This window comes from Sorangium sp. So ce119 (genome assembly GCF_051524405.1).
In the GTDB taxonomy this organism is placed as follows: Bacteria; Myxococcota_A; Polyangia; order Polyangiales; family Polyangiaceae; genus Sorangium; species Sorangium cellulosum_G.
Window position 1 is genome coordinate 4,946,331 of the sequence record NZ_CP150310.1, and the last position, 14,785, is coordinate 4,961,115.

The following is a 14,785-nucleotide window of genomic DNA, read 5'->3' on the forward strand; positions in this document are numbered from 1 at the left end:
CCACCATGGGTAAGGTCACTGCCCTCCACCTGGACACGATCACCGAGAAATCCGGACACCAGATGACCGGAATGGCGGTGAGCGTGTGCCTGACCCCGGCCGCGCCCAGCCCATTGCCCATCCCCTACCCGACCATGGGCACCGTCGCCGAGGGGATCATCGATCCGTGCATGCGCACGAAGATCGAGGGCGCGAAGATCCTCACGGTCGGCGGCTGCATGAAGGCGTGCCACGGCAACGAGCCCGGCACGCTCAAGGAGGTGGTCAGCCTCAACACGGCCGGCCCCTGCTTCCCGTGGCTCGGCGCGCCGAACGTCCTCATCGAGCTCGGCATGGCCGGCATCACCGGCAGCATGGGCCAGATGAACAAGAGCATCACCGTCGGCGCCGGCGCGAGCGCGAGCAACGCGAGCGGCGGCGGCGGCGGCGGCGGCAGCACGGGCGGCGGCGCCGGGGGGCCGGGCGGCGGCGGGCCGCAGGGCGGGAGCAACAGCGGCGGGGGCGGCGGCGGGAGCAGCCAGGGCGCAGGGCCGCCGAGCCCGCCGGCGCCGCCGGGCGCCGAGGGTCAGGCGGCCGCGGGCCACCCGATCGACGTCGTGACCGGGACGCTGTTCACGATCCCGGCCGTGGACTTCACGCTCCCCGGGTTCCTCTGGGTGCAGTGGGTCCGCACCTACAGCACCTCGGCCGTGCGCCACCGCTGCGGCCTCGGCTGGGGCTGGTCGCACGGCCTCGCCTGGCGCGCCGAGCGCAGCGGCGATCGCCTCGTCCTCATCGACGATCAGCAGCGCCGCACCGAGATGCCGCTGCCCGGGGCCGACGAGGCGTTCCTGCTCCCCCACGGCCGGAAGGTGCTCCGCGACGGCGACGCGCTCGTCGTCGACCTCGACGACGACCTCGTGCGGGTCCTCCGGCCCACCGCGGATCCGAGGTCGTACGCGCTCGTCGAGCTGCGCGATCGCTTCGGCAACGCGGCCCTCCTCGACTGGGACCAGGACGAGATCGTCGCCATCACGGACTCCGTCGGCCGCCGCGCGGCGCTCTCCCGCGAGGGGAACCTGCGGATCTGGAACGTCTCCGTCACCGACGCCGACGGCAAGGAGCACCGGCGGCGCCTCGTGACCTACGAGCTCGACGGGCGGGGCGATCTCGTGCGGGTCATCGACGCGGGCGGCGCGGAGACCCGGTTCAGCTACGACGACGAGCACTACCTGCTCTCGGAGACGCGCCCCGACGGCGTCGTCTTCCACTTCGTGTACCAGGACGTGGGCGGCGAGCGGCGCTGCGTCGAGACCTGGGGTGAGCTGCCCGGCGCCGACATCCTCGCCGCGCTCGGCGACCCCGACGCGCACGCGCCCGGCGGCCCCCGCGGCGTCTTCCACACGCGCATCGCGTACGGGCCCGGGCCTCACCAGGCCGCCGTCACCGACGCGCTCGGCCACGTGCACCGCTACGAGGGCAACGCGCTCGGCCTCGTCGAGCGCTACGTCGACCCGCGCGGCTACGCGATGCTCTTCCGCTACGACGCGGTCGGGCGGCTCGTCGCGGTCACCGACGGCGCCGGCGTCACGCAGCGGCGCCATTACGACGCCTCCGGCCGGCTGGCGTCCCTGAGCGACAGCAGCGGCACGATCCGGTACCAGATCGACGCGGAGCGACAGGGGGTCACCACCATCGCCCCGAACGGCGCCCGCTCCACCGCGCTGCACAAGCAGGGGCGGGTCATCGAGCTCGAGGACGCGCGCGGCAAGACGACCGCCGAGTACAACGCGCGCGGCAAGAACACGAAGATCACGTACCCGAACGGCCTCGCGGACACGCTCGAGTACGACGCGCACGGCAACCTGGTCCGCTACGCCCAGGGAGAGCGCGTGTGGACCTACGTCTACGATCTCCTGGGCATGCCGGTGCGCATCGAGTCGCCGGGCGGCGCGGCGACCACGCTCGAGTACGACTCGTCCGGGAACGTCGTCGGCGTCGTCGGGCCGAGCGGGCAGCGCACCGAGCACGCGTTCGACGGGCTCAAGCTGTGCACCGCGACCTCGTACCCCGGCGGCGGTCGCGCGCGCTATCGCCACGTCGCCGGCGCGCTCGTCGAGCAGGCGCTGCCGGACGGCTCGCGCTGGCTCATGGGGTACGACGCGCTCCTCCGGCTGCGCTGGATCCAGAACGCGGCGGGCGAGCGGAGCACGTTCGTCTACGACCCGTCCGGCAACCTCGTCCGCGAGACGACGTTCACCGGGCTCCAGTACCGCTACGAGTACGACGGCGCGGACCGGCTCGTGTCGGTCCTCCGGCCCGACGAGTCGCTCGTGCGGCTCGCGCGCGACGGCGCGGGCAACGTGGTCGCGCGGGAGTACTCCTCCGGCCTCGTCGAGCGCTTCGAGTACGACCCCCTCGGGCGCGTCGTGCGCGCGACGAACGGCGCCTGCACGACCGAGCTCGCGTACGACGATCGCGGCGCGATCCTCCGCGACGCCCAGACCTGCGGCGGCTTCAAGTTCGTCACGAGCTACGACTACGACGAGGGCGGCAAGCTCGTGGGGCGCAGGTACTCATCCGGCTGGCGCGTGGCGCTGGAGCACGACGTCCACGGGCGGGTCACGGCGATGGGCGTCGGCCAGCCGGACGCCGCCGAGCGCTTCATCTTCGAGCGCGACGCGCAGGACGGCGAGCGCGCCCGCCGGCGCGAGGGCGGGATCGGGGCCATCTTGACCCGGCGCAACGCCGAGGGCTTCCCCGTCGAGGTGCGGGTCGAGGGCGCGCCGGGCGAGGTCGTCCGGGCGCGCGCCTACCGCTGGCACCCGGTCGGGGCGCTGGACGCCGTCGTCGACTCCGAGCGCGGCGAGCGCCGCTACGAGCTGGACGCGCACGGGCGGCCCGTGGAGGCGCGCGGGCTCGGCGTGACCGAGGCGTTCTCCTTCTCGCCCCACGGCACCGCGATGCCGCGCGGCGAAGGCTCGGTCGGCGCCGGCGGGCGGCCGCTCGCGGTGGGCGAGCAGACCCTCTACTGGGACCGCCTCGGCCGGCTGTCGGGCCGGGACGCGCCCGACCCGAAGCGCACGTGGCGCTACGCGTTCGACGACAACGATCGGCTCACGGAGGCGGTGCGCGGCGACGGGCTGAGGGTCCAGCACATCTACGACGCGCTCGGCCGCCGCGTGGCCGAGATCGTCGGCCAGGGGAGCACCTGGTTCGGCTGGGACGGCGACAGCATCGTCGAGGAGCGCACCTCGAGCGGGCAGATCACGCGCCGGGTCTTCGACACGCCGGGCCACATGCCGCTGCTCGAGTCCCAGGGCGGCGCGAGCTTCCGCCTCGTGGCGACGGACGCCGCCGGGACGCCGTGGCTCTACCTCGACGCCGCCGGCCAGGTCACCGAGATCGACCTGACCACCTGGGGCGAGGTCGCGCACAGGCGCGGCGAGCCGGGCGCGCTCCGCTTCGCCGGACAGCGCGCCGACGAGCTCACCGGGCTGCACTACAACCGGTTCCGCTACTACGCGCCCGACCTGCGCGTGTTCATCACGCCGGATCCGATCGGCCTGTCGGGCTCGGTGCAGGAGATCGGCTTCGTCCCGAACCCGACGCTGTTCATCGACCCGCTCGGGCTGCTCACGATCATCACGGCCTCGAACGATCCCAAGCTCCACAGCGCGTACTACTCGCAGTACGCGACCAAGTACCCGGGCGCGACGATCCTCAAGCCCAACCAGGTCGTCCCCGGCAGCCTCAAGGGCGAGACCGATGTCGTCATCGACACCCACGGCTGGCCTGGCAGCGTCGAGTGGGCGGGGAAGAAGATCTCGGGGGCCCAGCTCGCGGACAAGCTGAACGCCGCGGGCTTCAACGGGAAGACGCCCGGGACGCGCGTGGACGTCGTCACGTGCAACGGCGGGACGAAGCCGAGCCTCCTCGGCCGGAGCGTCGCCCAGGCGGTCGCCGATCGGACCGGAGCGACAACGTCGGGCGCGACCGCGGTGGGCGCGCCAGGCGCTTCCGCCGCCGAGCGGGCCAACGCGGGGAAGTCGGGGCTGGTCAGCGGGATGCCCACCGGCCTCGGGTCCGGCAACGCCCCGGGCGGCCTGCACGTCAACGGCGGCGGCCACCTGATCACCGACGTCAAACCGCGCTGGTACACGTTCGGGCAGTGACGGGCGGCGGCCCACCGGTCAGGGCGCGGCGCCGGTCGCGTCCTCCGGCGCGTCCAGCGCCTCGATCCAGGCCGCGAGCCGCACCTCGTCCCTCGACGGCCCGCCCAGGACCACGACGAGGAACGGGCCGTCGCAGACGAAGTAGCGATCGTACATGTCGCCGCGCCCGAGGGAGATCTCCCCGGGCTCGCTCGGCGCGAGCGCGTCGCCGTCGAGGCGGAAGCGAACCGCATGGCGGGCGTCGCCGAGCGGGGGACCGTCCCCGTCCGCGAGCGGCCTGCCGATGAGCTCATCGTGGACGCGGACCACGCACAGATCGAGCGGGGGGATCTTCAGCGCGCAGTCGCGATCGAACGGCTTCGCGCCGAGCCACCTCCGTAGCCAGCTCCGCGGCTTGCGCGCCAGCGCGACGACCTGCGCGACGGCGGCCTCGAGCGTCTCGGGGCGCGGGCACCGCGCGACGACGACCCGCTCCTCACCCCTGGCCTCGAGCCCGATCACGAAGTCGTCCGGGCCTCGGTGGTGATGCACCTCCACCTGCGCCGCGGCCCTCGACCACGTCGCGTCGTCGACATCCCTCCACAGCCCGAAGCACGGCAGGACGCGCTCGCCGAAGAAGACGCCCTCGCGCCGGCTCGCGAAGGGCGACGCGAACGACGGGCGCACGAACGAGAACGCGTACGCGCCGGGGGCGTCGCCGGGCGCGCTCTCCGGCAGGGCGCCGTCAGGGACGGGGCCGAACCTGCGCGCGATCTCCTGCCGCAGCTCCAGGAGCGACACCTCTCCCCGGACGACGCGCCCGACCGACCAGGGCACGCCCGCGGCGCGCGGCGCGGCGGCCGCCTTGCCCCCCCGCTCCTCCAGGGGGAAATCCGGCGAGAAGATCACGTTCTGCTCGGGCGCGACGGGGGACGACAGCGACGGCACGAGCACGGTCGCACGGCTCATCGTGGACATGGGGTCACCTTGTAGCGCACGTCGAGGTGTTCCCGGTCAGGCACGGGGTGTATACCGCTCTCCTCCGCCCTCCCCGGGCCCGCGCCGACCGTGGATCGAGACATGCCGCTGCCCGAGTTCATCCCCGCGTTGCTCCGTCCGGAGCTCGCCGAGCTCCACGCCTACACCCCGGTCGCGGGTCATTTCCCGGTGCGCCTCGACGCGAACGAGAGCCCGCCGCTGCTCTCGGTCGAGGCGCGCGCCGCGCTCCAGCGCGCCGCGGCGCCCGAGGACTGGGGCCGCTACCCCGACGCGCGCCTCGTCGAGCTCCGCGAGGCGATCGCGGCCCGCTGCGGCGTCGACCCCGACGAGATCCTGGCCGGCGTCGGCTCCGACGAGGTGATCTCGATGGTGCTCACCGCGCTCGGCCGCCCGCGGCAAGGCGCGGACGCGGCGAGCGTCGTGAGCGTGAGCCCCACCTTCGTCATGTACAAGCTGAGCGCGCGCGCCCGCGGCATGCGCGCCGTCGAGGTCCCGCTCGACGCCGGCTGGGATCTCGACGTCGCCGCCCTCGCGCGCGCCGTCGCGTTCGCGCGGCCCAACGTCGTCTTCATCGCCTCGCCGAACAACCCGACGGGCGCGCTCATGTCGGAGGACCGGCTCGAGGCGGTCATCGGCGCGGCGAAGGACGCCCTGGTGATCGTCGACGAGGCGTACATCGACTTCGCCCCGCGCGACCAGCTCGCGCTCTGGCGCAGGCACCCGAACGTCGCCGTGCTGCGGACGCTCTCGAAGATCGGCCTCGCGTCGCTGCGCGTCGGCTGGCTCATCGGCGCGCGGGAGCTCGTGGCCGAGCTCGACAAGGTGCGCCAGCCCTACAACATCCCGGTGCCGTCGCAGCGCGCGGCCACCTTCGCGCTGCGCGAGCTCGACGGCGAGCTCCGCCACGTCGCGGCGACCGTGACGGCCGAGCGCGAGCGGCTCGCGCGCGGGCTGACCGACCTCGGCCTCTCGGTCGCGCCGAGCCACGCGAACTTCCTCTGGGTCGGCACGCGCCGCCCTGCCGGCGAGGTCTTCGACGCCCTCGCGGCCCGCGGCGTCCTCGTGCGCAGCTTCCACGCGGCGGGCGGGCGCCTCGCGCACCGGCTCCGGATCACCGTCGGCCTCCGCGAGGAAAACGATCGCCTCCTCGCCGAGATCGCCGCGTGCGCGTAGCCCTCCCTGGCCGAGATCGCCGCGTGCGCGCAGCCCTCCCCCGCCGAGATCGCCCCCTGCGCGCGGCCCTTCGCCGCGCGGCGGCGCGGCTGTCGCCGCTCGCGTGCGTCGCGCTGCTCGCGGCCTTCGCCGGGTGCGCTGCGCCCCGGGTCGCTCGCTCGGTGGACGGCCAGATCCTCGTGGGCCGCCACATCGACGCGCGCTCGTACGCGCTGTACGCCATCGGCGCCGAGGCCGAGGCGCGCGGCGATCTCGCGACGGCCCTCCAGGCCTACGAGCTGGCGGAGGAGAGCGACCCCGACAGCGCGGACATCTGGACCCGCGTCGGGGCTGTCCGCTGCCGCCTCGGCCAGCAGGCGGCCGCGGACGACGCGTTCGCCCGCGCCCGCGCGATCGACCCCGACTACGAGCCGGCCCACCGCGAGCACGCGCGCTGCGATCTCTCCGCGGGCCGGCTGGAGGCGGCGCTCGGGCGCGTCGAGCGGGCGATCCAGCTCGATCCCGAGCGCGACGACGGCCTCCTGCTCCGGGCCGAGATCCTGCGGCGGCTCGGCCGGACCGACGACGCGCGCCGCGCGCTGCGGGCGCTGCTCGTGCGCCGCCCCCGGTCGGCGGACGCATGGCGCGCCCTCCATGCGACCGCCGTGATGTCCGGCGATCGCGCGTCGGCCGAGCAGGCAGCGCGGCGCCTGCGCGAGCTCGCCCCGCCCGGCGTCGCCGCCGGGCGGCCGCCGCCTTCGCCGGGACCGCTGGCCGAGCTCGACGAGGCGCTCGTCCTCGGGCAGCTCCGCCGCGCCCGTCGCCTCGCGCGCGACGCGGACCTCCCGCCCGCCGAGGTCGCGGTGCGCGCGGCCGCCCTGGGCCGCGCCGGCGAGGCCCGCGAGCAGGCCGAGCTCGTCGCGGGGGCCGATCCGGCGAGCGCCTCGGCGTTCGTGGCGCTCGCGGTGGCGGCCGATCTGACCGGCGACCTCGACGCGCTGACCCGGGCCACCGACGCGCTCCACGCCTCCGCGGCGGGCGGCGGCCCGGCGGTCCCCCCCTCGCCGCTCGCGCGGCTCCTCTTTGCCGAGCTGCTCTTCCGTCGGGTCGGCCGGGACGCCGCGCTCACCTGGCTCGGCCCGCTGCCGCCGCCCGGCGCCGGGGATCCGCTCTCCCGGGAGGTCGCGCAGCGCGTCCAGCGCGAGCTGGCGGTCGGCGCGCCCGCCGCGCGCTGACGCGTGCCTCAGGGCGAGGGCGTTTTTGCGCCCTTCTTCTCGGTGTATTTCGCGAGATCGAAGGTGAGCTCGAAATCGAGCGTGTTGTCGCCCTCCTTGATCTCGATCTCCTTCTTCACGTCCTGATCGATGGCTGGCAGGAGGGCGGCCGTGAGCACCTTGCCCACGGGGATGTTCTTGATCTCGAACTGCCCGTCGAGGCCGGTCACGTCGTGCGTCGCGAACTTGAGCACGAAGACCTCTGACTTGAGGAACGGCTTCGGCATCTTGTCCACGAGGTGGTAGTAGCCCGGCTGCGGCGGGTGGAACTTCACCGCCTCCCCCTGCGGCATGGCGACGAGGACGGCCATGAAGGGGGCGCCCTCGAGGTTCGGCATGTACGACTCCAGCGGGTCGAGGTTCGCGACCTCGAGCCGCTGTCCGAAGGTCATGGCCACGGTGCGGCTCGAGAACGCGCACCCGTGGATGGTCACCTTCTCGGCCTCCTCGCGCTCGGGCACGTAGCCGCTGTAGTTGACGACGGTGACGAGCGCGTCCGCGAGCGCGTTCTGCTGCCCGACCCGGAACAGCCGGCCGTAGGTGGCCGCGGCCTCGCCGCACTTGCCGGCCGGGAAGCTGAGCCTCGTGTCCGGCGGCGGATCGCCCTTGATGGTGACCCGTCCCCGCAGCGTCCCCGTGGGCCCGCTGTACGGCTCTCGCCGCTTCGGGTTCATCACCTTGAGGACGCTCTCCGACGTCAGCGAGATATCGGACGCCGGCATCGCGCTCGCCGCCGCCGCGGCGCTCCCCGCCGCCGGCGCCGCGCTCGCCGTCGGCGCCGCGCTCGCCGTCGGCGCCGCGCTCGCCGTCGGCGCCGCGCTCGCCGTCGGCGCCGCGCTCGCCGCGGCCGGCGCCGCGCTCCCCGCGGGCGCGCCTCCGGTCGTGTTGCCGCTCTGGCACCCGATCGCCCCGAGCAGCGCGACACCCGCCGCCCGCATCCGCCAGTTGTCCGCTGTTCTCTGCATGTTCTCGCCGCCTCGCATCGGCGCCGACTTTAGCAACTTGCGCGCCCCGCGCAGCAGCGCGCGATCGCCGCAAGCAACGACGCCACCGTCGCAAGCGGCGGTGGCGTCATCGCCATACGAGTTGGCAGCCCGGCTATACCGCCGGGCGGTCCGCTTTTCTCAGTGGGAAGCGAGGACGGCGCGGACGGCGATGCCCAGCGAGGTCGTCGGCCAGATGCCGAGGACCATCACCAGCACGGCGGACAGGACGAGGGCCGCGTTGACGTAGCCCGAGCGCATCGGCCGGGCGATCGGCGCGCCCGGCGCCGGCTCGCGCATGTACATGTACACGAGCACCCGCAGGTAATAGTAGGCCGACAGCACGCTGTTGAGCAGCAGCGCCACGGACAGCGTGTACAGCTCGGCGCCCATCGCCGCCTTGACGATGTACAGCTTGCCGAAGAAGCCCGCGGTCGGCGGCACGCCCGCCAGCGAGAGCAGGAACAGCGAGAACGCGAGCGCCGCCACGGGGTGCCGCTTGCCGATGCCGGCGAGGTCCTCGTAGCTCACCGCCTCGGCGCCGCGGCTGCCGCAGAGGATGAGCGTGCCGAAGGCGCCGACCGTCGAGACCGTGTAGGCGAGCAGGTAGAACATCACGCTCGCCTGCGCGTCCTCGCTGGACCGCACCGCCGCCGCCACGCCGACGAGCAGGTAGCCGGCGTGGGCGATGCTCGAGTAGGCGAGCATCCGCTTCACCGACTCCTGCCGGCCCGCGATGAGGTTCGCCACCGTCATCGTGAGCAGCGCCATCACCGCCACGGCCGGCGGCCAGCCCGCCGCCCACGACGAGAGCGCCGGGCCGCCGAACGCGCCGAGCAGCACGCGCAGCAGCGTCGCGAACGCCGCGCCCTTCACCGCCACCGCCATGAACGTGGTGGCCGGCGTCGGGGCGCCCTCGTACGCGTCGGGCGTCCACATGTGGAACGGCACCGCGCTCACCTTGAACGCGAGCCCGACGAGCACCAGCGCCGCCCCGATGAGCAGCAGCGCCGGGTTCGGCGCCTTGTCCCCCGTCGCGGCCGCGATGGTGTCGCGGATCCCGGCGAGGTCGGTGTGCCCCGTCGCCCCGTAGATCAGCGCGCCGCCGTAGAGCAGCAGCGCCGCCGCGAACGAGCCGAGCAGGAAGTACTTGATCGCCGCCTCGCTGCTCCGCGGCGATGTCCGGCGGAAGCCGGTCAGCGCGTACGCCCCGAGCGACATCGTCTCCAGCCCGAGGAACAGCGTCAGCAGGTCCCCCGCGCCGGCGAGGATGATCGCGCCGACCGTCGAGAAGGTCAGCAGCGGGTAGAACTCCCCGCGGTCGAGCCGGTGCTCCGGGAGGTACCCCCCCGCGAGCAGCGCCGCCAGCGCGCCGCCGAGGCAGAGGACGAACGAGAAGAAGAGCGTGAAGCGGTCGATGATCAGGTAGGGGGCGAGCGCGTCGACCCCGTCGAGCGTCTCGGGGCCGACGAACCCGACCGCGCCCGAGAACACCGCCCCGGCGAGGAGCGTGATCGCGGTCCCGAGCGCGATGTCGGACGAGGGGCCCGAGAGGCGGTCGTGCGACTCCTCGCGGCGGTGCGAGAACGCCTCCGCGAGCATCAGCAGCGTCCCGCCGAGCGTGATCACGAGCAGCGGCGAGACGGCGAGGAAGATCCCGTAGCTCATCGCGCCGCCTCCTCCCCGCGCGCCGCGACCTTGCCTTCGGTCTGACGATCGCGACGGTCGCGCCGATCGCCTCGGGCCTGCTCGTCCCCGCCCGCCCCCGGCGCGCCCTCACCGGGCCGCAGCACGGGCGCCCCCTTGAGGAACGCGGGGGAGAACGTGTCCTCGGGCAGGAGCTTCGCGTTCCGTTCGTCCGCGAAGAGGATCGCCTGCCCGGAGACGACCTTGAACTGGTTGTAGGTAAACAGGACCGACTCCTTCATCCGATCGAGGAAGATCGCAGGGAACAGGCCGATCACGAAGATCATCAGGACCAGCGGCGCGAGCGCGAGCGCCTCGCGGGGCGTGACGTCGGGCAGGTGCTTGTTCTTCGGGTTCGTGAGGGGCCCGAAGAACATCTTCTGCACGACGCTCAGCATGTAGACGGCCGCGAGGATGACGCCCGCCGCGGCGCCCACGGTGTGGATCCCGCTGAACGTCCCGAGGCGCTCGGAGGCGTACGTGCCCATGATGATCATGAACTCGCCGATGAACCCGTTCGTGCCGGGCACGCCGACGGAGGCGAACGTCACGATCAGGAAGAGCGTCGCGTAGACCGGCATCACCTTGGCGAGGCCGCCGAACTCGGAGACCTGGCGGGTGTGGCGCCGGTCGTAGATCACGCCGACCAGGAGGAAGAGCGCGCCGGTGGAGACGCCGTGGTTCACCATCTGGAGCACCGCGCCCTGGATCCCGCTCGGCGTCACGCCGAAGAGCCCCAGCATCACGTAGCCCAGGTGGGCGACCGACGAGTACGCCACGAGGCGCTTCACGTCGGACTGCTTCCAGGCGACGAGCGCGCCGTAGATCACGCCGCCGAGGATCGCGATGCCCGCGAGGTTCGCCGCCAGGCTGGAGGCCGGCCCGGGGAAGAGCCCCATCGAGAAGCGCAGGTACGCGTACGTCCCGATCTTCAGCATGACCGCGGCCAGGATCACCGAGCCGCCGGTCGGCGCCTGCACGTGGGCGTCCGGCAGCCACGTGTGCACCGGCCACATCGGCACCTTGATGAAGAACGCGATCGAGAACGCCCAGAAGCAGAGCATCTGGGTGCTGCGCGGCAGCACCACGCGCGAGAGGGCGAGGTAGTCGAACGTGTAGGCGCCCGTGAGCTTCTGGTTCGCCCACACGAGGTACACGATGCCCGCGAGCATCAGCATCGAGCCCGCCATCGTGTAGATGAAGAGCTTGACCGCGGCCTTGATCTTCTCGACGCCGCCCCAGATGCCGATCATCACGAACATCGGCACCAGCATCAGCTCCCAGAAGAGGAAGAACAGGAACAGGTCGAGCGCGACGAAGGCGCCGAGCATCGCCCCCTGCAGGAGCAGGAGGCAGAAGCAGAGCTCCTTGATCCGGCTCTTGATCGAGCCGAACGACGCGTACGCCGCGATCGGCGCGATGAACGTCGTGAGCAGGACGAGCCAGAGGCTGATCCCGTCGATCGCGACGTGCCACCGGATGCCGAGCGACGGGATCCACTCCTTGATCGACTGGAAGTGCCAGCCCGCCGTCATCGGCACGCTGAGCAGCCAGAGCGACGCCAGGAAGCCCGCGCCGAGCACCGCCAGCGTGAAGCCCCGGAGCAGCGAGAGCATCTGCCGCGGCACGAAAAGCACCGCCGCGGCGCCCACGAACGGCAGGGCGATCAGCACGTTGAGGAGCGACGACCACTCCCCGGACGTGTCCACCGCGGCGGCCGGCGCGTCCGACGGCCAGAGCCACTGCACGCCGAGGACGGTGAGCGCCGCGACGAGCCCGAGGCCGACCCGCTGCCAGGCGGTGTACCCGCCGGCGTGGGCCGCGCCGTGAGCGTGGTCGTCGCCGTGGTGATCGTGACCGCCGTGGTGGTCGTCGTCGCCGTGGTGGTCGTGACCGCCGTGGTGGTCGTCGTCGCCCGCGTGGGCGGCGTGCCCGTCGCCCCGCGGGAGGAGCGCTCCGACGACGCCGGCGGCGAGCGCCGGCCAGGTTTGGGTTACGAGGTCGAGCGCGCTCATCGCAGGCCTTTCGTCTGCTCCGCCGGGGTCGTCCCCGGGGCGGGCGTGGCACCGTTCGGGACCAGCATCGTGGTCGGGTCCGTGGGGTTCTTGCGGCCCGGCGGCCGCGAGAACGAGAAGGTCTCCGTCGCCTCGCGGTCGAAGGCGTTGCGCACGCGGAGCACGACGTCCTTCGTCTCGCCCGGCTCGACCTTCACCGTGACGTCGGTGGCCTCGGAGAAGTCACCCGACTGCAGCCCGGGCGCCTCCCAGCGGTACCGGTAGCCGAGCCCCGGCGCCGCCGAGAGCCTCACCTCGCCCGAGCGGCGCAGATCGGCGTCGTCGACGTGCGCGTCGGCGTGCGGCTTGACCATGAACCAGCCGACGCCGGCGAGGCCGATGACCATCGACGCGGCGTACACCTGCACGCGGCCCGTCTGGAGCGCGCGCAGCACCGTGCCGAAGAACCCGACCACCGCGGCGGACAGCTTCGCGATCACGCCGTCGATGATCCACTTGTCCGCCATCGTGAAGATGTCGGCCAGCGCGTCGACCATGCCCACGACCGTGGCGTTGTAGAGCTCATCGATCCGCCACTTGTCGTAGATGAGCCCGTGCAGCCGCGGGAACTGCTGGGCGAAGCGCCGCTCGGGCTCGCCGCGCCGGTTCCAGTACACGAGCATCGCCAGGCCGATGCCGGCGAAGCACGCCGCCACGCCGGGCAGCATCATCGCCCACATCAGCCCCTTCGCCGCCTCGCGCTCCACCACCGCGCGCGACGTCATCGAGAACACCGGCTCGAGCAGGTGCGCGAGCGGCGCGAACGCGTGCGAGTGGGTGAGGTGCACGAGCGGCTCCGCCATCAGGAAGCCGGCGAAGACCGACAGCGCCCCGAGCACGATGAGCGGGATCGTCATCGGCAGCGGCGACTCGTGCGGCACCGGGCCCTCGAGCTTCTCGCCCGGCGCGTGCGCGTGGTGATCGTCGTGGTGGCCGTGCGGGTGCGGATCCTTCCAGCCGCGCACGATCGTCCAGCCGCGGAACTCGCCGTGGAACGTCAGGAAGTACGCGCGGAACATGTAGAAGGCGGTCATCGTCGCGGCGATGATGCCGACGGTGTAGATCGCCGGGCCGAGCCAGTCGGGCCACTGCCACACCGGCTGCCCGCGCGTCGAGACCGACTCGATCCGGCTGGAGAAGGCGCGCCACAGGATCTCGTCCTTCGACCAGAACCCCGCGAACCCGGGGAAGCCCGCGATCGAGAGGCACGCGAGCAGGAAGGTCCAGCGCGTCAGGGGCATGTGCTCCCTGAGGCCGCCCATGTTCCGCATGTCCTGCGACCGGTCGGTGTCGTGGATGCGCGCGTGCATCGCGTGGATCACCGAGCCGGCGCCGAGGAAGAGGCAGGCCTTGAAGAAGGCGTGCGTGAGGACGTGGAAGAAGCCGGCCGCGAACGCGCCGACGCCCACGCCGATGAACATGAACCCGAGCTGGCTCACCGTGGAGTAGGCGAGCACCTTCTTCAGGTCGTTCTGGAAGAGCCCGATCGAGGCCGCGAAGATCGCCGTGAGCACGCCGGTCACCGCGACCACCGCCATGGCGAACGGCGACAGGACGAACACCGCCGAGAGCCGGGCCACGAGGTACACGCCCGCGGTCACCATCGTCGCGGCGTGGATGAGCGCGGAGACCGGCGTCGGGCCGGCCATCGCGTCCGGCAGCCAGACGTAGAGCGGGATCTGCGCGCTCTTGCCGGCGCAGCCGAGGAACAGCGCGAGCCCGATCAGCGTCGAGGCGTACACGAGCACCGGCTGCGACGGGACGATGAAGCTCAGGAAGCCCGGCACCGTGTCGGCCGACATGTTGCCGATCGGCCAGACCTTCACCGCGGAGAGCAGGTTGCCCGCGTTCGCGGCGATGCCGTCGAAGTTCAGGGTGCCCGAGTAGTAGGCGAGCATGGCCATCGCGACGAGGAGGCCGAAGTCGCCGATGCGGTTGACGACGAACGCCTTCTTGCCGGCGCTCGCGTTCTTGTCGTCCTTGAACCAGAACCCGATGAGCAGGTAGCTGCACATGCCGACGCCCTCCCACCCCACGAAGAGGACGGCGAGGTTGTCGGCCATGATCAGCACGAGCATCGAGAAGCAGAACAGGTTCAGGTACGCGAAGAACCGGTAGTAGCCCGGGTCCTCGCGCATGTACGCGGACGAGTAGAGGTGGATGAGGAAGCCGACGCCGGTGACGACGAGGATCATCGTCCCGCTCAGGCCGTCGACGCTGAAGGCCACGTCGATCGGGATCGACTGGCCCATCCGGCCCGTGATCGAGAACCAGCGCCAGGCCGTCCAGCTCAGCTTGCCGCCCTCGTGCGGGAGCATGAGGAACGTCGTCACGGCCGCCAGGAAGGCGCCGCCGAGCGCGGCGAGCGCCATCAGCCGGACCGCGTCCTTGCCGAGCCGCTTGCCGAACAGGCCGTTCACGAGCGCGCCGAGCGCCGGCAGGCCGAGCACCACCGCGAGCAGCGCGAACTCGGACGCGGGGAATAAGACTCTCAGGGCTTCCAC

At 72.7% G+C, this 14,785-nt stretch carries 8 protein-coding genes; 3 read left to right on the forward strand and 5 right to left on the reverse strand.

All coding sequences use genetic code 11. The features are described 5' to 3' along the window. The first annotated feature begins 5 nt into the window (after nucleotides 1–5). The gene (locus WME76_RS18550) at nucleotides 6–4,154 is read left to right on the forward strand and encodes a PAAR-like domain-containing protein (RefSeq protein WP_437961423.1); all 4,149 of its coding nucleotides are present in this window, start codon (nucleotides 6–8) and stop codon (nucleotides 4,152–4,154) included. An 18-nt stretch (nucleotides 4,155–4,172) separates the two neighbouring features. Here WME76_RS18550 and WME76_RS18555 read toward each other — a convergent pair whose 3' ends face one another. Further along, a complete protein-coding gene (locus tag WME76_RS18555) occupies nucleotides 4,173–5,111 on the reverse strand; it encodes a hypothetical protein (protein WP_437961424.1) in 939 nt (312 codons plus the stop codon). Nucleotides 5,112–5,213: 102 nt separating this feature from the next. Between WME76_RS18555 and hisC the strand changes: the two genes are divergently transcribed. Both hisC and WME76_RS18565 read left to right on the forward strand, forming a co-directional pair. Beyond that, nucleotides 5,214–6,305 carry a histidinol-phosphate transaminase gene (gene hisC, locus WME76_RS18560; protein ID WP_437961425.1) on the forward strand — a complete coding sequence of 364 codons (1,092 nt, stop codon included), beginning with the start codon at nucleotides 5,214–5,216 and terminating at the stop codon, nucleotides 6,303–6,305. Nucleotides 6,306–6,328: 23 nt separating this feature from the next. Continuing rightward, entirely contained in the window at nucleotides 6,329–7,519 is a 1,191-nt protein-coding gene (locus WME76_RS18565) for a tetratricopeptide repeat protein (protein WP_437961426.1), read from the forward strand. An 8-nt stretch (nucleotides 7,520–7,527) separates the two neighbouring features. Here WME76_RS18565 and WME76_RS18570 read toward each other — a convergent pair whose 3' ends face one another. The 4 genes from WME76_RS18570 to nuoL all read right to left on the reverse strand — a co-directional run bounded on the left by WME76_RS18570 (nucleotide 7,528) and on the right by nuoL (nucleotide 14,785). Continuing rightward, the gene (locus tag WME76_RS18570; RefSeq protein ID WP_437961427.1) at nucleotides 7,528–8,523 is read right to left on the reverse strand and encodes a hypothetical protein; all 996 of its coding nucleotides are present in this window, start codon (nucleotides 8,521–8,523) and stop codon (nucleotides 7,528–7,530) included. A 159-nt stretch (nucleotides 8,524–8,682) separates the two neighbouring features. Further along, nucleotides 8,683–10,209, reverse strand: coding sequence for an NADH-quinone oxidoreductase subunit N (locus WME76_RS18575; RefSeq protein ID WP_437961428.1), 1,527 nt, complete (start codon nucleotides 10,207–10,209; stop codon nucleotides 8,683–8,685). Further along, the gene (locus tag WME76_RS18580) at nucleotides 10,206–12,242 is read right to left on the reverse strand and encodes a complex I subunit 4 family protein (protein ID WP_437961429.1); all 2,037 of its coding nucleotides are present in this window, start codon (nucleotides 12,240–12,242) and stop codon (nucleotides 10,206–10,208) included. The genes WME76_RS18575 and WME76_RS18580 overlap by 4 nt, the downstream gene beginning before the upstream one ends. Further along, nucleotides 12,239–14,785 carry an NADH-quinone oxidoreductase subunit L gene (gene nuoL / locus WME76_RS18585; RefSeq protein WP_437961430.1) on the reverse strand — a complete coding sequence of 849 codons (2,547 nt, stop codon included), beginning with the start codon at nucleotides 14,783–14,785 and terminating at the stop codon, nucleotides 12,239–12,241. Before nuoL ends, WME76_RS18580 begins: the two co-directional genes overlap by 4 nt.